The 19,057-nt window shown below is 61.7% G+C and carries 14 protein-coding genes; 6 read left to right on the top strand and 8 right to left on the bottom strand.

What is annotated here, in order from left to right:
- Positions 1-47: 47 nt before the first annotated feature.
- The 6 genes from EDF71_RS08600 to EDF71_RS25405 all read right to left on the bottom strand — a co-directional run bounded on the left by EDF71_RS08600 (position 48) and on the right by EDF71_RS25405 (position 8,653).
- Complete coding sequence (locus EDF71_RS08600) at positions 48-1,334, bottom strand: type II toxin-antitoxin system HipA family toxin (RefSeq protein WP_133856166.1); 1,287 nt, start codon at positions 1,332-1,334, stop codon at positions 48-50.
- Positions 1,324-1,605, bottom strand: coding sequence for a helix-turn-helix transcriptional regulator (locus EDF71_RS08595; protein ID WP_133856165.1), 282 nt, complete (start codon positions 1,603-1,605; stop codon positions 1,324-1,326). The genes EDF71_RS08600 and EDF71_RS08595 overlap by 11 nt, the downstream gene beginning before the upstream one ends.
- Positions 1,606-2,012: 407 nt before the next feature.
- On the bottom strand, positions 2,013-3,869 hold the full coding sequence (gene lpdA, locus EDF71_RS08590) for a dihydrolipoyl dehydrogenase (RefSeq protein ID WP_133856164.1): 1,857 nt from the start codon (positions 3,867-3,869) through the stop codon (positions 2,013-2,015).
- Between the two features lie 15 nt (positions 3,870-3,884).
- Positions 3,885-5,558 carry a dihydrolipoyllysine-residue acetyltransferase gene (aceF, locus tag EDF71_RS08585; RefSeq protein WP_133856163.1) on the bottom strand — a complete coding sequence of 558 codons (1,674 nt, stop codon included), beginning with the start codon at positions 5,556-5,558 and terminating at the stop codon, positions 3,885-3,887.
- A 21-nt stretch (positions 5,559-5,579) separates the two neighbouring features.
- Positions 5,580-8,285, bottom strand: coding sequence for a pyruvate dehydrogenase (acetyl-transferring), homodimeric type (aceE, locus tag EDF71_RS08580; RefSeq protein WP_133856162.1), 2,706 nt, complete (start codon positions 8,283-8,285; stop codon positions 5,580-5,582).
- A 68-nt stretch (positions 8,286-8,353) separates the two neighbouring features.
- Positions 8,354-8,653, bottom strand: a complete 300-nt coding sequence (locus EDF71_RS25405) for a hypothetical protein (RefSeq protein ID WP_243854232.1) — start codon at positions 8,651-8,653, stop codon at positions 8,354-8,356.
- On the opposite strand from EDF71_RS25405, the gene EDF71_RS08575 reads away from it, so the two are divergent.
- The 5 genes from EDF71_RS08575 (at position 8,562) to EDF71_RS08555 (ending at position 15,703) form a co-directional block, all read left to right on the top strand.
- The gene (locus tag EDF71_RS08575) at positions 8,562-11,021 is read left to right on the top strand and encodes a PAS domain S-box protein (protein WP_243854230.1); all 2,460 of its coding nucleotides are present in this window, start codon (positions 8,562-8,564) and stop codon (positions 11,019-11,021) included. The genes EDF71_RS25405 and EDF71_RS08575 overlap by 92 nt on opposite strands.
- Before the next feature lie 36 nt (positions 11,022-11,057).
- Positions 11,058-11,690, top strand: coding sequence for a response regulator transcription factor (locus tag EDF71_RS08570; protein ID WP_133856160.1), 633 nt, complete (start codon positions 11,058-11,060; stop codon positions 11,688-11,690).
- A gap of 162 nt (positions 11,691-11,852) precedes the next feature.
- Positions 11,853-12,701: a bifunctional methylenetetrahydrofolate dehydrogenase/methenyltetrahydrofolate cyclohydrolase FolD gene (folD, locus tag EDF71_RS08565; protein WP_133856159.1), complete on the top strand. Its 849-nt coding sequence runs from the start codon at positions 11,853-11,855 to the stop codon at positions 12,699-12,701.
- A 188-nt stretch (positions 12,702-12,889) separates the two neighbouring features.
- A complete protein-coding gene (locus tag EDF71_RS08560) occupies positions 12,890-14,947 on the top strand; it encodes a M3 family metallopeptidase (protein WP_133856158.1) in 2,058 nt (685 codons plus the stop codon).
- A gap of 96 nt (positions 14,948-15,043) precedes the next feature.
- Positions 15,044-15,703 (top strand): glutaredoxin domain-containing protein, encoded by a 660-nt coding sequence (locus EDF71_RS08555; RefSeq protein ID WP_133856157.1) that lies wholly within the window; start codon positions 15,044-15,046, stop codon positions 15,701-15,703.
- A gap of 77 nt (positions 15,704-15,780) precedes the next feature.
- Here the strand turns inward: EDF71_RS08555 and rpiA are convergent, their stop codons facing one another.
- Positions 15,781-16,452, bottom strand: a complete 672-nt coding sequence (gene rpiA / locus EDF71_RS08550) for a ribose-5-phosphate isomerase RpiA (protein ID WP_133856156.1) — start codon at positions 16,450-16,452, stop codon at positions 15,781-15,783.
- A gap of 54 nt (positions 16,453-16,506) precedes the next feature.
- Between rpiA and EDF71_RS08545 the strand changes: the two genes are divergently transcribed.
- Complete coding sequence (locus EDF71_RS08545) at positions 16,507-17,562, top strand: quinone-dependent dihydroorotate dehydrogenase (protein WP_133856155.1); 1,056 nt, start codon at positions 16,507-16,509, stop codon at positions 17,560-17,562.
- 85 nt (positions 17,563-17,647) lie between these two features.
- Here EDF71_RS08545 and bioB read toward each other — a convergent pair whose 3' ends face one another.
- Complete coding sequence (bioB, locus tag EDF71_RS08540; protein ID WP_133856154.1) at positions 17,648-18,676, bottom strand: biotin synthase BioB; 1,029 nt, start codon at positions 18,674-18,676, stop codon at positions 17,648-17,650.
- Between the last annotated feature and the right edge of the window lie 381 nt (positions 18,677-19,057).

Here is a 19,057-nt window from a genome sequence, read left to right as displayed (position 1 = left end):
GCGGGCTGCGCCTTGCCTGCGATACGCATGGGCGCCTGGCGCTCAGTTCAAGCTGCATCCAATTGTTGGACGGTCTTAGCGCAGCGCTGCTCGATCAAGTTGCATACCAGCTCGACGACTGCATGCCGGGAAAAACCATGCTGCGGGGCGCTCTGTAGTTGGCGTGCCGCAGCAGGCAGGCTTTGCGCAAGCGCGAGGATGCGCTTTTTGGTTGCAGCCTTGGCCAAGCCGGCATCTTCTGCGAATTGCTCCCAATGGCGGCTGCGCAGCTCACCAAATCGGTACTTGCCGCCCAACTTCATGGCCATCTTGTCTGTCAGCGCGGGGTAAACCGCCGTCGACAACAGATCGTATAAAGGTGCGAGCACGGTGGCATTGCGCCCCGCCTGCTGGCCATAGAGCAGCGAAAAGTTCTTGGCATGCGCATCATGGTTGCCGATCAGTGCATTGAAAATGACAGCGTCCAGCATGCGCAGCACCTGTGGGGCATTGGGTCGCGTTACCCCACGCAACAGCCCAAAGCACTGGGCCAGATCCGGGCCGCCTTCGTTTTGGTACTTCAACTCAGGCACGACGCCCAGTGCCTGGCAAAAGTCTTCCTGGTGCAGACGAACACGCAGCCCGCCCTCCTCGGTTTTGCGGTCATAACGCTCTACAAGCAGAAAGCTATGTCCCAAAACGCTATGGATGCGTGCCTGCGCCGGGCGCAGTCCCATCGCCTGAGCCAGCAGCATGCAAAAGCCTTCATTGGCTACGCTGTCCTCGACCGCATGGATGGCAGGTTTCAAGATATGGCTGCTCGGCGTGCCGTTACGTGGCAGACCGATGCGTGGTTGTGCTTGGTGCATATCATCCACCACCACCGGAAGCTTGTCCTGCGCCCCTGCCAGTGACAGACGCAGCCCATCTGCACCGGCCAACATGGGACGGCGTGGCAGCTCTTCCAAAATGGCTGCAAGCTGGCTGTCGGTCTGCCAGTCCACATCATCCCCGCCGGCAGCCAAGGGCAATTGCTGGCCAGGCTCCAGAAAACTGACCGCGCCCGCACACTCGCCACCGATGTGGTCGAGCAAAGCGAAGTCGTTTTGCCTGGAGATATGAAAATGCTGTGCAATCAGGCGGCGCATCTGCCCTTCTGGCAGCAGGCCGGCAAAGAATGGCCGTGATTCGATGTCATCAAAGGCTGCATCGCGCAAGGGCAGTGACTGCGACAGAGCGATGGCATCCGGCTGAGCCAACCAAGTCGGCGCGTAGCTGAAGCACAGCCTGCCATGGCGCAGCGACAGCTGGCCTGCCAGTTGCCCAAGCAGCCAGACATTCAGCTCATGGGCCACGGTGGCCTCCTTGGCTGATGGCGTGTACCTGCCCGTGCTGGTTATCACTGCCTCCCTCTGGCAAGCCCGAGAGCTGTAGCTGGCCGCCTAGCGCGTCTACCACACGGAGCACGTTTTCAAGACGCACTGTTGGCTTGCCAGACTCCAAGTCAACAACGAACCGCGTGCCCACTCCCGCAGCCAGCGCCAATGCTTGCTGGGTAAGCCCCAGTTGTTTGCGCGCCAAGCGCAGAGCGGTGGCCAGTTGTTCTGCGGTTTGGATGGAGGACATGCTGTGTTGGCTTAAAAATTCCCGATCGGGAAATTATCACCCCATTTGAGATAAAAAGACAGCTTTATTCCCGATCAGGAATATTTGGCATAAGGAGCACCCCCCAATACAGAAAAAAATCCCGATCGGGATTTTTTCTTAAGCCCATAAACGAATACCGCCACCATTAGCACGAACCAGAGCCCCGAATGGGTACCAACGTGCCTCTGTTATGCAGTCAAATTACCCACCCAAAAAGAATTACAACCTACTGTTTTTATTAAATAAAGCCAATAAACCTTGGTAACTATTGCCAACTTAATTGCCAACTTCTAGGCATCTACAAAAAAGTAGGAAACGTTGCAGCTCCAATGAAAAAAGACAGCCCGCAGGCTGTCTTTTGCAGAGTGGCTCAAGACCGGCTGGTCTTACTTGCGCGCAGGCGGCACGTCGGTGCAGGTGCCATGGGCCACTTCTGCGGCCATGCCAATGCTTTCGCCCAAGGTCGGGTGCGGGTGGATGGTCTTGCCAATGTCCACGGTGTCTGCACCCATCTCGATGGCCAGGGCGATCTCGCCGATCATGTCGCCGGCGTGCGTGCCGACCATGCCGCCGCCCAGGATCTTGCCGTGGCCATGGGCTTCGGGCGAGTCATCGAACAGCAGCTTGGTGAAGCCTTCGTCGCGGCCATTGGCAATGGCGCGGCCCGAGGCGGCCCAGGGAAACAGGCCCTTCTTGACCTTGATGCCTTGGGCCTTGGCCTGGTCTTCGGTCAGACCGACCCATGCCACTTCGGGATCTGTGTAGGCCACCGATGGGATCACGCGGGCATTGAAAGCGGCAGCGGCCAGCTCCTTGTTGCCTTGCAGTTCGCCAGCGATGACTTCAGCGGCCACATGCGCTTCGTGCACGGCCTTGTGTGCCAGCATGGGCTGGCCCACGATGTCGCCGATCGCGAAGATGTTGGGCACATTGGTGCGCATCTGGATATCGACATTGATAAAGCCACGGTCCGTCACGGACACGCCTGCGGCCTCTGCGCCGATCTTCTTGCCATTGGGCGTGCGGCCCACGGCTTGCAGCACCAGGTCGTAGACCTGGGGTTCGGGCACGGTCACGCCGTCCTTGGCAGGCTCGAACGAGACCTTGATGCCTTCGGGCGTTGCTTCGGCAGCCACGGTCTTGGTGTTGACCATGATGTTGTCAAAGCGCGGTGCGTTCATCTTTTGCCAGACCTTGACCAGATCGCGGTCAGCGCCTTGCATCAGGCCATCCATCATCTCGACCACATCCAGGCGTGCGCCCAGGGTGCTGTAGACGGTGCCCATTTCCAGGCCGATGATGCCGCCGCCCAGGATCAGCATGCGCTTGGGCACAGCCTTCAGGTCCAGTGCGCCGGTGGAATCGACCACGCGTTCGTCCTTGGGCATGAAGGGCAGATGCACTGCCTGCGAGCCCGCAGCGATGATGGCCTTCTTGAACTGCACTACCTTCTTGGCGCCGGTCTTGTCCTGGCCATCGCCCGAGGTTTCCTGGACTTCGATGTGGTTGGCGCTGACGAAGTTGCCATAGCCGCGCACGATCGTGACCTTGCGCATCTTGGCCATCTGGCCCAGACCGCCGGTCAGCTTGCCGATGACCTTTTCCTTGTGGGCGCGCAGCTGGTCGATGTTGACCTCAGGCGCGGCGAACTTGACGCCGGCGACTTCCAGGTGCTTGACCTCGTCCATCACGGCAGCCACATGCAGCAGGGCCTTCGACGGGATGCAACCCACGTTCAGGCAGACGCCACCCAGGGTCTTGTAGCGCTCGATCAGCACCACCTTGAGGCCCAGATCGGCTGCGCGGAATGCCGCAGAGTAGCCGCCAGGGCCACCGCCGAGCACGACCACGTCACAGTCTTCATCGACCTGGCCGCTGTAGTTGCTGGCCACCGGTGCCGGCGCTGCCGCTTGCGCTGCGGGAGCAGGCGCCGCTGCTGCAGGAGCCGGTGCGGGCGACGAGGCTGCAGGTGCAGCAGCAGGTGCGGGGGCAGCGGCAGCACCCTCAGCCGCTTCGAGCGACAGGATCACCGAGCCTTCGGCGACCTTGTCACCGATCTTGATCTTGAGTTCCTTGACGACACCGGCATGGCTCGACGGGATTTCCATCGAGGCCTTGTCCGATTCGACCGTGATCAGCGACTGGTCCTTGGCGACGGTGTCGCCAGGCTGCACCAGCAGCTCGATCACGCCCACTTCAGCGAAATCACCAATGTCGGGGACTTTGATATCTACGATTGCCATAGTGTGCGTCTCCGATTACAGGATGATGCGGCGGTAGTCCGCCAGCACCTGGCCCAGGTAGGCATTGAAGCGTGCGGCCGATGCGCCGTCGATGACGCGGTGGTCGTACGACAGGCTCAGCGGCAGCATCAGGCGTGGCACAAACTGCTTGCCGTCCCAGACTGGCTTGATCGCCGACTTGGACAGACCCAGGATCGCCACTTCGGGGGCATTCACGATAGGCGTGAAGTGCGTACCACCAATGCCGCCCAGCGACGAGATGGAGATGCAGCCGCCTTGCATGTCGGCCGCGCCCAGCTTGCCGTCGCGTGCCTTCTTGGCCAGCTCGCCCATTTCTGCGCTGATCTGGATGATGCCCTTCTTGTCGGCATCCTTGAGCACCGGCACCACCAGGCCATTGGGCGTGTCTGCCGCAAAGCCGATGTTGAAGTACTGCTTGTAGACCAGGGTGTCGCCATCCAGGCTGGTGTTGAACTCAGGGAACTTCTTGAGTGCAGACACCAGGGCCTTGATCACGAAGGCCAGCATGGTGACCTTGACGCCGCTCTTCTCGTTTTCCTTGTTCGTGGAGACGCGGAAGGCTTCGAGCTCGGTGATGTCGGCTTCGTCATTGTTGGTGACGTGCGGGATCATCACCCAGTTGCGGTGCAGGTTGGCGCCCGAGATCTTCTTGATGCGCGACAGGTCCTTGCGCTCGACGGTGCCGAACTTGCTGAAATCGACCTTGGGCCATGGCAGCAGATCCAGACCTGCGCCAGAGCCACCACCGGCAGGTGCCTTGGCCGCCTGGGCCTTGGTCTGCACGGCACCGGCCATCACCTGCTTGGTGAAGGCTTGCACGTCGTCCGAGGTGATACGGCCCTTGTTGCCCGAACCCTTGACCTCTTCCAGCGGCACACCCAGCTCACGCGCAAACTTGCGCACCGATGGCGATGCATAAGGCAAGGCGCCCGATGGTGGCACGGTGGGGTTGTGGGCCGGAACGGCAGCAGCCGGTGCAGCGGCGACAGCTGCTGCTGCAGGGGCTGGAGCGCTTACGGCGGGGGCAGGCGCAGCAGCAGCGGGTGCTTGTGCGGCTGGCGCGGACGCTGGCGCCGCAGCGGCGCTTCCTTCCAGAATGGCGACCAGATCACCGACATTGATGGTGTCGCCAATCTTGACCTTGAGCTCCTTCACCACGCCAGCGGCGGGCGATGGGATTTCCATCGAGGCCTTGTCGGATTCGACGGTGAACAGTGACTGCTCTTCGGTGACGGTATCGCCCACCTTGACCAGCAGCTCGATCACGGCCACGTCCTTGAAGTCACCGATATCGGGGACCTTCACTTCGACCGGGCCCGAAGCCGCAGGCGCCGCAGCGGCCTGGGGTGCAGGAGTCGGTGCAGCTGCAGGAGCGGGTGCTGCGGCAGCTGGTGCCGGTGCTTGCGCAGCGGGTGCGGCAGCAGCTGCATCCGCTGCTTCGAGCTTGATGATGACCGAGCCTTCGGCAATTTTGTCGCCAATCTTGACGACGATTTCCTTGACCACGCCAGCGTGGCTGGACGGGATTTCCATCGAGGCCTTGTCGGACTCAACGGTGATCAGCGACTGGTCCTTGGCGACGGTGTCACCGGGCTTGACGAGCAACTCGATCACGCCCACTTCTGCGAAGTCGCCAATATCGGGGACTTGAATGTCAATCAATGCCATTGTGGTGTCTCCTGGTGCAATTTAGGCGTACAGCGGGTTGATCTTGTCGGCATTGATGCCGTACTTGGCAATCGCATCAGCGACCTTCTGTGCGGGCAGCTTGCCGTCTTCGGCCAGTGCCTTGAGGGCGGCAACCACGATGTAGTGGCGGTCGATCTCGAAGTGCTCGCGCAGCTTGCGGCGGAAGTCCGAGCGGCCAAAGCCGTCCGTGCCCAGCACCTTGTAGGTGCGGCCAGCGGGGATGAAGGGACGAATCTGCTCGGCGTAGGACTTCATGTAATCGGTCGAGGCGATCACGGGGCCGGTGCTGTTGCCCAGCTCGGCGGTCACGAACGGCACCTTAGCGGTTTCCAGCGGGTGCAGCAGGTTCCAGCGGTCTGCGTCCTGGCCGTCGCGGGTCAGTTCGTTGAACGATGGGCAGCTCCAGACGTCGGCGGTCACGCCCCAGTCGGCAGCCAGCAGCTCTTGCGCAAAGAAGGATTCGCGCAGGATGGTGCCCGAGCCCAGCAGTTGCACGCGCAGGTCACCAGCGCCACCGGCCTTGCAGAGGTACATGCCCTTGAGGATCTTTTCCTCGGTGCCGGGCGTCAGGCCTGGCATGGCATAGTTTTCGTTCAGCAGGGTCAGGTAGTAGAAGATGTTTTCCTGGTTCTGCACCATGCGGCGCAGACCTTCGTGCATGATCACCGCCACTTCGTGCGAGAAGGTGGGGTCGTAGCTGATGCAGTTGGGGATGGTGCCGGCCAGGATGTGGCTGTGACCGTCTTCGTGCTGCAGACCTTCGCCGTTCAAGGTGGTACGGCCCGAGGTGCCGCCCAGCAAGAAGCCGCGCGCCTGCAGGTCGCCCGCTGCCCAGGCCAGATCGCCAATGCGCTGGAATCCGAACATCGAGTAGTAGATGTAGAACGGAATCATGATGCGGTTGCTATGGCTGTAGCTGGTTGCCGCTGCAATCCAGCTGGACATGCCGCCCGCTTCGTTGATACCTTCCTGCAGGATCTGACCCTTGGTGTCTTCCTTGTAGTACATCACCTGGTCTTTGTCGACCGGGGTGTACTGCTGGCCATGCGGGTTGTAGATGCCGATCTGGCGGAACAGGCCTTCCATACCGAAGGTACGGGCCTCGTCCACCAGGATGGGCACCACGCGCGGACCGATTTCCTTGTCGCGCAGCAGCTGGGTGAGGAAACGCACATAGGCTTGCGTGGTCGAGATCTCACGGCCTTCGGGCGTGGCTTCGAGCACGGCCTTGAAGGTCTCCAGCGGAGGCACGGTGAACTGCTCGTCGGCCTTTTCGCGGCGCTTGGGCAGGTAGCCGCCCAAGGCCTTGCGGCGCTCGTGCAGGTACTTCATTTCCGGGGTGTCGTCGGCTGGCTTGTAGAAAGGCAGGTCGGCGATCTGGCTGTCCGGGATCGGGATGTTGAAACGGTCGCGGAAGGCCTTGATGTCCTCATCGGCCAGCTTCTTGGTCTGGTGGACGTTGTTCTTGCCCTCACCGACCTTGCCCATGCCGAAGCCCTTGACGGTCTTGACCAGCAAGACGGTCGGCTGACCTTGGTGGTTTTGCGCAGCGTGGAAAGCGGCGTAGACCTTTTGCGAATCGTGGCCACCGCGCTGCAGGTTCCAGATCTCGTCGTCGCTCATGTGCTCGACCATCTTCAGGGTGCGTGGATCGCGGCCGAAGAAGTTCTTGCGCACATAGGCACCGTCGTTGGCCTTGAAAGCCTGGTAGTCGCCGTCGTTGCACTCCATCATGATCTTGCGCAGCGCGCCGTCATGGTCCTTGGCCAGCAAGGCATCCCAGCCCTTGCCCCAGATCAGCTTGATCACGTTCCAGCCGGAGCCACGGAACTCGCCTTCGAGTTCCTGGATGATCTTGCCGTTGCCGCGCACCGGGCCGTCCAGGCGCTGCAGGTTGCAGTTGATCACGAAGATCAGGTTGTCGAGGTTTTCACGCGCGGCCAGGCCAATCGCGCCCAAGGATTCGACTTCGTCCATTTCACCGTCGCCGCAGAACACCCAGACCTTGCGGTTTTCGGTGTTGGCAATGCCACGGGCGTGCAGGTACTTCAGGAAGCGTGCCTGGTAGATCGCCATGATGGGACCCAGGCCCATGGACACGGTGGGGAACTGCCAGAAATCGGGCATCAGCTTGGGGTGGGGGTAGCTCGACAGACCCTTGCCGTCCACTTCCTGGCGGAAGTTGAGCAGTTGCTCTTCGCTGATACGGCCTTCCAGGTAGGCGCGGGCATAGATACCGGGCGATACGTGGCCTTGGATGTAGAGGCAGTCACCACCGTGGTTGTCGCTCTCGGCGTGCCAGAAATGGTTGAAGCCGGCACCAAACATGCTGGCCAGCGACGCGAAGGAGCCAATGTGGCCGCCCAGGTCGCCACCTTCTGGTGGGTGAATGCGGTTGGCCTTGACCACCATGGCCATGGCGTTCCAGCGCATGTAGGCGCGCAGGCGTTGTTCGATCTCGAGGTTGCCGGGGCTGCGGGCTTCCTGCTCGGTCTCGATGGTGTTGACGTAACCGGTCTTGGCGGAGAAAGGCAGATCGACGCTGTTCTGGCGCGCGTGCTCGAGCAGTTGCTCGATCAGCGAGTGGGCATATTCAGCGCCTTCGCGGTCGATCACAGCGGACAGCGCGTCCATCCATTCTCGGGTTTCTTGGCCGTCAGTGCGGGTGGGGCCGTTGACGGCTTTTTGTTCGGATGGTTCGGACATGCTGGCGTCTCCTTCAAGTGATCTGCTATGAATGACTGTGCCAGAGTTTCTCACATTTTTTGCAGATTTCAAATAGCGGTCTTCATTTTCATATTATGGGAAATTGCTGCAAACGCACAATCCATGGGCGCTGCAGCAGGACGCCTCGGGGACAAGGCGAACGATTTGTCCAGCATCAGGGCATGGCTGCCCTGCCCTCGTCTACACTCATCGACCATGAATTCGACCGAGCGCCCCGCCACCCCGACCCCGAACAGCCGACCCCGTTTGGTGCAAATGTGGCAAACCTGGTGGCGCGGATTGTCACCTTCGAGACAAGACCGGTATGCGTCCATTGCCCCCTTGGTGGCGGTGGTGATGTTTTTCATTGCGATCGTGGCGGCCTTTTGGTACCTGCGCAGCGAAGAGCTGGAACGCGAGCGCGAGGCCATGCGCCGGGATGTGGAATATGCCCAGCAGCGTATTCGGCTGCGCCTGTCCGAGCGCCAGGAGCAGCTGATGCGCCTGGCCCGCGACGTGGGCAACCAGGACGTGGACAAGAACGGCTTCAATGACCGTGCCGACACCCTCATCAGCCAGTACGCCGAGCTGCAGGCCCTGACCTGGATCGACACCGGCCGCCAGGTGCGCGCCACCCAGTTTGGCCCCAGCGTGGCGGCTGAGAACCTGCTCACCCTCGATGAGGTGATTCAGAAAAAGGAATTGCTGGAGCTGTTTGAGATGGCGCGCGACCTGCAGCAGCCGGTCTTCTCGCAACCACTGGCTACCAGCGATACGGCGCCCATGCTGCTGCTGGAGGTGCCGATCAGCCAGAAAGGCCGCTTTGGCGGCGTGCTGCTGGCCGAGTTCTCGATCGAGAACCTGCTGCGCTACGGCACTCCTACCGAGATCCTGGCACGCTACGCCATGACCATGCAGGACGGCAAGGGCACGACCCTGGCCGGCACACCGCTCACGCCCCGCGTCGTGGCCCAGCGCCTGCTGCCCTGGCGCGCGATGCCCAATGAGTTTGATATGCCGGTGGCACCCGTCGGCAACAGCTTGAAGCTCCGCGCCCAGGGTTACCACACCTCGCTGGGCCTGGTCAGCAATGGCCTGTTCTGGCTGGTGGGGGTGCTGAGCTTTATGACAGCCTGGCTGCTGGTGGCCACCTGGCGCCACACGCGCAAGCGCATCCGGGCGCAAGAGGCGCTGCAGGGCGAGACCAATTTCCGCCGGGCGATGGAAAACAGTGTGCTGACGGGCATGCGCGCGCTGGATCTGCAAGGCCGCATCTCCTATGTGAATGCCGCCTTCTGCCAGATGACCGGCTGGAGCGAAGAAGAACTGGTGGGCAAGCTCCCCCCCTACCCTTATTGGCCCGAGGGTGACCAAAGCACCTACCACGACATGCTGATCGACGAGATGAGCGGCAAGGTGTTTCCGGGTGGCTTCCAGATGCGGGTCAAACGCAAGAACGGCACCATGTTCGAGGCGCGACTCTATGTCTCGCCGCTGATCGACGGCCATGGCCGCCAGACGGGTTGGATGACCTCGATGACCGACATCACCGAGCCCAACCGCATCCGCGAGCAGCTCTCTGCGTCTTATGAGCGCTTTACCATCGTGCTGGAGGCGCTGGATGCCTCGGTGTCGGTGGCGCCGCTGGGCAGTGCCGAGCTGCTGTTTGCCAACAAGCTCTACCGGCAGTGGTTTGGCTCGCAAACGGTGGGCCATTTGCAACTGGTGGCCCAGGCCGGCGTGCTACCCAGCAGCAGCAATGCCAACACCAGCATGGACGACGAGGATGGGCTGATGGGCCTGCCCAGCGACCAGATCACCACCGCCGTCAGCGGCAATGCCGAGATCTATATCCCGGAGCTGGGCAAATGGCTGGAAGTGCGCTCGCGCTACCTCAACTGGGTGGATGGGCGCCTGGCCCAGATGGTGATTGCCACCGACATCACCCCGCGCCGCCAGGCCGAAGAACAAGCCGCGCGCCAGGCCGAGAAGGCCGCCACCGTGAGCCGCCTGGTGACCATGGGCGAGATGGCGTCCAGCGTCGCGCATGAGCTGAACCAGCCGCTGTCGGCCATCAGCAACTACTGCTCAGGCATGATCACCCGCGTGAAAAACGGCAGCCTGAGCGAAGAAGCGCTGCTGGGTGCCTTGGAGAAGACGGCCCACCAGGCGCAGCGCGCTGGCCAGGTGATCCACCGCATCCGCTCCTTTGTGAAACGCAGCGAACCGAACCGGGCGCTGGCCGATGTCAGCGATATCGTCAGCGAAGCGGTGGAGCTGGGCTCGATTGAGCTGAAACGCCACAATGTGCGGCTTTCGCACCACGTTGCCGCGCGCCTGCCCAAGGTGAAGGTGGACAGCATCCTGATCGAGCAGGTGCTTATCAACCTGATGAAGAACGGCGCCGAATCCATTGCCAATGCCGAGCGCCCGGCCCACCAGCGCATGGTGGAACTGCGCGTCGTGCCTCGCAAGATCGACGCCACGGATGTGATAGAGTTTTCCGTTCAAGATACGGGGCGCGGCCTGTCACCTGAAGCACTGGAGCGCCTGTTCCAGGCCTTCTTCTCTACCAAGAGCGAAGGCATGGGAATCGGCCTCAATCTCTGCCGCAGCATTGTCGAATCTCACCATGGCCGGATGCAGGCTGAGAACCTCTACAATGGGCCGGAGGTGACAGGTTGTAATTTCAGCTTTTGGATTCCGGTGGCCACGCCGGCGGAATCCGCTGAATAGCCAGCGCTATACCAATACTGATAGAAGGAATTGTGCATGAGCTTGATCCCGAAAAAGGGCACGGTCTACGTAGTCGATGACGATGAAGCGGTTCGTGACTCGCTTCAATGGTTGCTGGAGGGCAAGGATTACCGTGTACGCTGCTTTGATTCAGCCGAATCCTTCTTGGCACGCTACGACGCCCGCGAAGTGGCTTGCCTGATTGTCGATATCCGCATGGGTGGCATGAGCGGTCTGGAACTGCAGGACCGCTTGATCGAAAACAAGTCGCCCCTGCCCATCGTCTTCATCACCGGCCACGGCGATGTGCCGATGGCCGTGGACACGATGAAAAAAGGCGCGATGGATTTCATCCAGAAGCCTTTTGACGAAGCCCAGCTGGACACCTTGGTGGAGCGCATGCTCGACCAGGCACGCGATGCCTTCGCGGGCCACCAGCAAGCTGCCAGCCGCGATGCACTGCTGGCCAAGCTCACCGGACGCGAGTCGCAAGTGCTCGAACGCATTGTGGCCGGCCGCCTGAATAAGCAGATCGCCGATGACCTGGGCATCAGCATCAAGACCGTGGAAGCGCACCGCGCCAACATCATGGAAAAGCTGGGCGCTAATACCGTGGCTGATCTGCTCAAGATTGCCCTGGGATCGAATGCAGCGGCCAAGGCAACGTGATAAATTAGCGGCCTTCGCGCCCTAAGGACGACGTTCCAACAACGCTTCTCAAAGCGCAATGCGCCGGTACCGGCTTCGGTACGGCGCATTTTTCAATTCCGCGCGCCATGCTGGGGGCTCGCCCGGCTGCTGGACCACGCGCAACCCTTTTTGGATGACCACATGACTGCTCAATTGATCGATGGCAAGGCCCTCTCCCAGCAACTGCGTGCCGATGTCAAGGCGCGCGCCGACCAGCTCAAGGCCAAGGGCATCGTTCCGGGTCTGGCTGTCATTCTGGTGGGCGACAACCAGGCCAGCCAGGTCTATGTGCGCAACAAGGTCAAGTCCTGCGAAGAATGCGGCTTCCACTCGGTGCTGGAGAAGTACGACGCCAGCATGACCGAGGCCGAGCTGCTGGCCCGCGTCGAAGCGCTGAACAACGACCCGAGCATCCATGGCATCCTGGTGCAGCTGCCGCTGCCCAAGCACATCGACGACCACAAGGTCATCGAAGCCATCTCGCCTACGAAGGACGTGGATGGTTTCCATGTGGCCAGCGCCGGCGCGCTGATGGTCGGTGAAGTGGGCTTCAAGGCCTGCACACCCTACGGCTGCATGAAGATGCTCGAATCGATCGGCATGAAGGACCTGCGCGGCAAGCATGCCGTGGTGATTGGCCGCTCCAACATCGTGGGCAAGCCCATGGCCATGATGCTGCTGGCGGCGAACGCCACCGTCACCATCACCCACAGCGGCACGGCCGATCTGGCTGCGATGACCCGCCAGGCCGACATCATTGTGGCGGCCGTCGGTAAGGTCAATGTGCTGACCGCCGACATGGTCAAGCCCGGCGCCGTGGTGATCGATGTGGGCATGAACCGCAATGCCGAAGGCAAGCTCTGCGGCGATGTGGATTTTGAGGGCGTCAAGGAAGTCGCTGGCTACATCACCCCCGTTCCCGGCGGCGTGGGCCCGATGACCATCACCATGCTGATGGTCAACACCCTGGAGTCGGCCGAGCGCGCCTGATCTCCGCAAAATCGCCTCAATTCCGCGGCGATTTATCGCTGCGGTAAAACTAAGAAAACGATAGCTGTTGGCATCCGCCTTGCCGGTGCCAGCGGCTTTTTTTTGTGCTTAAATGACAGGCAACACGATTATGTTCCAAGTGCCAATAAGGCATTGATTGCGGGGCGCCAGGCCCCATATACAGCACCATGACCAATCCATTGCTCGACTTCAGCGGCCTGCCCCGCTTTGACCAGGTCCAACCTGAACATATCGCCCCCGCCATCGACCAGCTGCTGGCCGACAGTGAAGCGGCCCTCAAGACGGTAACAGCGCCCGAGTTCCCGGCGCAATGGAACGAGATCGCCAAGGTGCTCGATGTCAGCACCGAAAAGCTGGGCCGTGCCTGGGGCATGGTCGGCCACCTCAACTCCGTGGCCGATACGCCAGCGCTGCGTGCTGCTTACAACGCCGAGATGCCCAAGGTCACCGCCTTCTGGACGCAGCTGGGCGCCGACGAGGCGCTGTACGCCAAATACAAGGCCATTGACCCGGCAAGCTTGAACAGTGAGCAAAAGCAGGCTTGGGACAACGCGATGCGCAACTTTGTGCTGGGTGGTGCCGAGCTGCAAGGCGAGGCCCGCGAGACCTATGCCCAGCTGCAAGAAAAAAGCGCCATCGCCTGCCAGAAGTACAGCGAAAACGCGATGGATGCCACCGACCAGTTTGCCTACTACGCCGAACTGGACGAGCTGGCTGGCGTGCCGCAAGACATCATCCAGGCCGCCCGTGCTGCGGCCGAGGCCGAAGGCAAGCCCGGCTACAAGCTGACCTTGAAGATCCCCAGCTACCTGCCGGTGATGCAGTTTGCCAAGAGCAGCGCCTTGCGCGAAAAGCTCTACCGGGCCTACACCACGCGGGCCAGCGAGTTTGGCGATAGCAAGCTGGACAACACGCCCTTGATGGTCGAGATTCTGAAGATGCGCGAGCAGGAAGCGCATCTGCTGGGCTACCCCAGTTTTGGCGAACTGTCGGTGGCGCCCAAGATGGCCCAGTCGTCTGCCCAGGTGATGGAATTTTTGCAAGAGCTGGCCAGCAAGGCCAAGCCCTATGGCCAAAAGGATGTGCAAGACTTGCGCGACTATGCCCACACCGAGCTGGGCCTGGACAACCCACAGGCCTGGGACTGGGGCTACATCGGCGAGCACCTGAAGGAAGCACGCTACGCCTTCAGCGAGCAGGAACTCAAGCAGTACTTCCCGGCGCCCAAGGTGCTGGCCGGTCTGTTCCGCATTGTCGAGACCTTGTTCGGCGTGCAGATCAAGGGCGACCTGGCCCCCGTCTGGAACCAGGACGTGGCTTTCTACCGCATTGAGCGCGATGGCGAGCTGGTTGGCCAGTTCTACCTCGACCCGCCTGCCCGCAACGGCAAGCGCGGCGGCGCCTGGATGGATGATGTGCGCACCCGCTGGCTGCGCCCGGACAACGGCGAGCTGCAAACCCCGATCGCGCACCTGGTCTGCAATTTTGCGGCCGGCGTGGATGGCAAGCCGCCGCTGCTGACCCATGACGACGTGCTCACCCTCTTCCACGAAACCGGCCACGGCCTGCACCACATGCTCACGCAGGTCAATGAGCGCGATGTCTCCGGCATCGGCGGTGTGGAATGGGATGCCGTCGAGCTGCCCAGCCAGTTCATGGAGAACTTCTGCTGGGAGTGGGAAGTGCTGCGCCATATGACGGCCCATGTCGACACCGGCGAGCCGCTGCCACGCGCGCTCTACGACAAGATGATTGCCGCCAAGAACTTCCAGTCGGGCATGCAGACCCTGCGGCAGATCGAGTTCTCGCTGTTTGACATGCGCATCCACACCGAGCTGTCGGGCGATGGCATCAACGCGGACGCCATCTACGGCGTGATGCGCGATGTGCGCCGCCAGGTGGCGGTGCTGGACCAGCCAGACTTCAACCGCATGCCCAACACCTTCACCCACATCTTTGCGGGTGGCTATGCAGCCGGTTACTACAGCTACAAGTGGGCTGAGGTGCTGTCCGCCGACGCCTTTGCCAGCTTTGAAGAAGCAGCGCAAAAGCGCGGCAGCAGCGATGTGGTGGACCGCGAGGTGGGCCAGCGCTACCTGCATGCCATTCTGGAAGCGGGTGGCAGCCGCCCGGCAATGGAATCGTTTAAGGCCTTCCGTGGCCGCGAGCCGCAGCTGGACGCGCTGCTGCGCCACCAGGGGATGGCCGAGCCACTGACGGCCTAAGCGATGCTTGGCTGCTCGGCGCGCCCGGCAGGCCGGCACAAGCCTTGGCGCTGCGCAGGCATAATGGCGCTACAACAGCTATAGAGAGGGATAGGCATGAAGACAAAGGCTTTGGGCAGCTTGCTCGTTGGTACCGCCATCGCCTGCGCTGCCGGCTGGGCAAGCGCACAAACGGTGTACCGCATCGTGGGCCCCGATGGACGGGTCACTTTCTCGGACCGTGCACCCACCTCTGACACGCCGAGCCAATCGGTCTCGACGGGCGCCGTGACCGAGCCTGCCGGCACCCGCCTCAATGACTTGCCACTCGAAGTCAAGCAAGCCGCTACCAAGTACCCGATGACGCTCTATTCCAGCAAGGACTGCGGCGCCTGCGATACCGCCCGCCGTTATTTGCTGACCCGGGGCGTACCGTTTTCGGAGAAAACCGTCACCTCCAATGACGAGATCCAGGCGCTGCGCAGGCTCAATCCGGAGGGCACTATTCCCTTTGCCACCTTGGGCGGCCAGCACTTGGCGGGCTTCAACGAGAACGACTGGAGCGCCTACCTGGATGCTGCCGGCTACCCGGCCCAGTCCAAGCTGCCTTCCAGCTACCGCCCTGCTCCCGCGCAGCCGATGATCCCCAAGGTGATTGCACCGGCAGCCCCGGCTGCTGCGCAGCCTGCGGAACCTGGCAGCGCACCGGCATCGGGCAACCAGAATGTCGAGCCTGACCGCGTTACGCCGAACAACCCGACCGGCATTGTTTTCTAAGCAAACGCAGGCCTTGCATAAAAAATCGCCCGACCGGGCATCAGCCGGTCGGGCGATTTTTTTGGGGTTTAGAGGTTTTAGAACTCGAGCGTTTCCACGCCTTGCTCGGTGCCCAGCAGGCAGACAGCCGCTTTCTGGTGCGCGAACACGCCGACGGTGATTACGCCAGGCCACTGGTTCACTTCCGACTCAAAAGCGGCAGGATCGGCAATCGCCAGGCCGGTGACGTCGAGGATGTGCTGGCCGTTGTCGGTGACCAGGGGCTGGCCGTCCTTGAGGCGCAGGCTGGCATGGCCACCCTTGGCCGCAAAGCGGCGTGCGATCTGGGTGGCAGCCATGGGGATGACTTCCACCGGCAGCGGGAACGCGCCCAAGGTTTGCACCTGCTTGGAGGCATCGGCAATGCAGATGAAGCGGTCGGCCAACGCAGCGACGATCTTCTCGCGCGTCAAGGCAGCGCCGCCGCCCTTGACCATGAAACCCTGGTGGTCGATTTCATCGGCGCCATCGATGTAGACCGCGAGGCGCTCGACCTCGTTGGCATCCAACACCTTGATGCCCAGCGCCTGCAGGCGCTCGGTGCTGGCCACGGAGCTGGAGACAGCGCCCGGGATCTGGTCCTTGATGGTGGCCAGTGCATCAATGAACTTGTTCACGGTGGAGCCGGTGCCCACGCCTACGATTTCTCCGGCAACCACATACTGCAGGGCTGCGCGGCCAACCTCGGCCTTTAATTCGTCTTGTGTCATGGTAGTGCGATCAGATCAGCGAAAATACGGATAACGCCTTGATTATCCCATCCCATGTCCCTGATCCCCTATTCCCTCTCCCGCGCCGTTCTGTTTGGCATGCAGCCCGAAGCTGCCCACGACTTCACGATGGACATGCTGGCCAAGGGCCAGAACACGCCGCTGGCCTGCGCCTGGCGCCAAAGCCGGGTGAATGACCCCATCAGCTTGGCGGGTCTGCAGTTTCCCAACCGGGTGGGCATGGCAGCGGGTCTGGACAAGAATGCGCGCGCCATTGATGGCCTGGGCGCCATGGGTTTTGGCTTTGTTGAGGTGGGCACGGTCACGCCGCTGGCGCAGCCCGGCAACCCCAAGCCGCGCATGTTCCGCATTCCCGAGCGCGATGCGCTGATCAACCGCCTGGGCTTCAACAACGAAGGCCTGGCAGCCTTTGTGGCCAATGTGAAAAAGGCCCAGTTCCGCAAGCAGGCATCGCCGCTGCTGCTGGGCCTCAACATTGGAAAGAATGCGGCCACGCCGATTGAAAATGCCACCAGCGACTACCTGGCTTGCCTCGATGGCGTCTACCCCCATGCGGACTACATCACGGTCAACATCAGCTCGCCCAACACCAAGAACCTGCGCGCGCTGCAAAGCGATGAGGCGCTCGATGCGCTGCTGAGCGCGCTGGTGCAGCGCCGCGAGCAGCTGGCACGCGAGCACGGAAAGTACAAGCCGGTGTTCCTGAAGATCGCCCCCGATCTGACCGAAGAACAGGTCAGCGTGATCGCCAACAGCCTCAAGGCCCATGGCATGGATGGCGTGATCGCCACCAACACCACCATCAGCCGCGATGCCGTGCAAGGCCTGCAGCATGCAGAGGAAACCGGTGGCCTCTCCGGCCGCCCGGTGTTTGAGGCCAGCAATGCCGTGGTGCGCCAGTTGCGTGCGGCCCTGGGCCCACAGTTCCCGATCATTGGCGTGGGCGGCATTCTGAGTGGAGCCGATGCGGTCGAAAAGATCAAGGCCGGCGCCGATGTGGTGCAGATCTACACCGGCCTGATCTACCGGGGCCCTGGCCTCGTCACTGAGATTGCCCAGGCGCTGAAAGCGCAAGGCGGTCGCCGCTGATCCAGCCATAGCAACCGGCACCAGGCCAGCATGCGCTGGCCTTTTTTGTGCTCGCCTGCTTAGTTGATGCGAACGAACGAATCGCTTAGGCCGCCGCTGTCAAGCTCGCGAGTCCCAGCTTGGCCAGCAGCTTGGCATCGCTGTCGGCCTCCGGATTGCCGGTCACCAGCAACTTGTCGCCATAGAAGATGGAGTTGGCCCCCGCCATAAAGCACAGCGTCTGCACCGCCTCGCCCAACTGTTGGCGGCCGGCAGACAGGCGTATGCGGGCCTTGGGCATGACGATGCGGGCAACGGCGATCACCCGCACAAAATCCAGCGGGTCCACCGGCTCGCTGTCGGCCAGCGGTGTGCCGGGCACACGCACCAGGCTGTTGATGGGTACCGACTCCGGGTAAGGCTGCATATTGGCCAGTTGGGCCAGCAAGGCGGCGCGGTCAACCGGCGTCTCGCCCATGCCGACGATACCGCCGCAGCAGACCCGGATGCCTGCTGCCCGGACATGGGCCAGCGTATCGAGCCGCTCCTGGTACTGCCGGGTGCTGACCACATCGCGGTAATAGTCCGGCCCGGTGTCCAGGTTGTGGTTGTAGTAGTCCAACCCGGCATCGCCCAACGCCTGGGCCTGGTGGGGCGCCAACATGCCCAGGGTGGCACAGCTTTCCAGCCCCAGCGCCTTGACGGCCGCAATCATGGCGCTGACCTGGGCGATATCCCTGTCTTTGGGTGCGCGCCAGGCAGCACCCATGCAAAAGCGGCTGGCACCTGCCGCCTTGGCCGCTTGCGCCGCGCGCACCACCTCCGCCACATCCATCAGCTTGTCGGCCTTGACCCCCGTGTCGTAGGCCGCCGACTGCGGACAATAACCGCAGTTCTCAGGGCATCCGCCCGTCTTGACGGATAGCAGGGTCGCCAGCTCGATATCAGCTGCTGGCCAGTACGCATGGTGCACCGTCTGCGCATGGAACATCAGGGCCATAAAGGGCATATCGAACAACGCTTGGACCTGGGCTGCAGGCCAGGGCTCTGCCTCCGTTGTCTGAGCGGTCACCGCTACTTTGGGATGCCAATGCAGAGCCGATGTAGTCGTACCAGGGTTATGGGGGCTGGACATGGGAGATCTCCTCAATCGCTACCCGGTGCGAGATGCCCGGGCATGGCACTTATTGTGTCCAGACCCCATGTGCATCCAAGCGGTGCCCTGGGTCCTCTTCAAACCTGGTTTGGCAGCTTTGCAGTGTCTCCAATTTAGGGCACTGTTGCGGGCATGTTGCAGGCAAGAAGCCAGTACATTGCTGCAACTTCTGGCATTGCACAGCCAACCCCCCTCTTTTATTGCTCTATAGATGACCAAACAATATGCACAAGGCAGGCAATTAGCCGCAAATAAGGGGTGTCCAATGTCTTCGAGCGTTCAGCTGGGCCGCTGCCCTGCGCTAATACGCTATCTAGTCAATTACTACTGGCACTATTTGGGAATTTATTGACGCCAGCA

The organism is Comamonas sp. JUb58, assembly GCF_004364775.1.
In the GTDB taxonomy this organism is placed as follows: Bacteria; Pseudomonadota; Gammaproteobacteria; order Burkholderiales; family Burkholderiaceae_C; genus Comamonas.
Note: the sequence above shows the minus strand (reverse complement) of the source record. Positions and strands in the feature narration are given on the sequence as shown.

Coding starts and splice junctions, on each gene's coding strand:
- EDF71_RS08595 (WP_133856165.1), bottom strand. CDS start 1,605: ATGTCCTCCATCCAAACCGCAGAACAACTGGCCACCGCTCTGCGCTTG.
- lpdA (WP_133856164.1), bottom strand. CDS start 3,869: ATGGCAATCGTAGATATCAAAGTCCCCGACATTGGTGATTTCGCTGAA.
- aceF (WP_133856163.1), bottom strand. CDS start 5,558: ATGGCATTGATTGACATTCAAGTCCCCGATATTGGCGACTTCGCAGAA.
- aceE (WP_133856162.1), bottom strand. CDS start 8,285: ATGTCCGAACCATCCGAACAAAAAGCCGTCAACGGCCCCACCCGCACT.
- EDF71_RS08575 (WP_243854230.1), top strand. CDS start 8,562: ATGTGGCAAACCTGGTGGCGCGGATTGTCACCTTCGAGACAAGACCGG.
- EDF71_RS25405 (WP_243854232.1), bottom strand. CDS start 8,653: ATGAAAAACATCACCACCGCCACCAAGGGGGCAATGGACGCATACCGG.
- EDF71_RS08570 (WP_133856160.1), top strand. CDS start 11,058: ATGAGCTTGATCCCGAAAAAGGGCACGGTCTACGTAGTCGATGACGAT.
- folD (WP_133856159.1), top strand. CDS start 11,853: ATGACTGCTCAATTGATCGATGGCAAGGCCCTCTCCCAGCAACTGCGT.
- EDF71_RS08560 (WP_133856158.1), top strand. CDS start 12,890: ATGACCAATCCATTGCTCGACTTCAGCGGCCTGCCCCGCTTTGACCAG.
- EDF71_RS08555 (WP_133856157.1), top strand. CDS start 15,044: ATGAAGACAAAGGCTTTGGGCAGCTTGCTCGTTGGTACCGCCATCGCC.
- rpiA (WP_133856156.1), bottom strand. CDS start 16,452: ATGACACAAGACGAATTAAAGGCCGAGGTTGGCCGCGCAGCCCTGCAG.
- EDF71_RS08545 (WP_133856155.1), top strand. CDS start 16,507: ATGTCCCTGATCCCCTATTCCCTCTCCCGCGCCGTTCTGTTTGGCATG.
- bioB (WP_133856154.1), bottom strand. CDS start 18,676: ATGTCCAGCCCCCATAACCCTGGTACGACTACATCGGCTCTGCATTGG.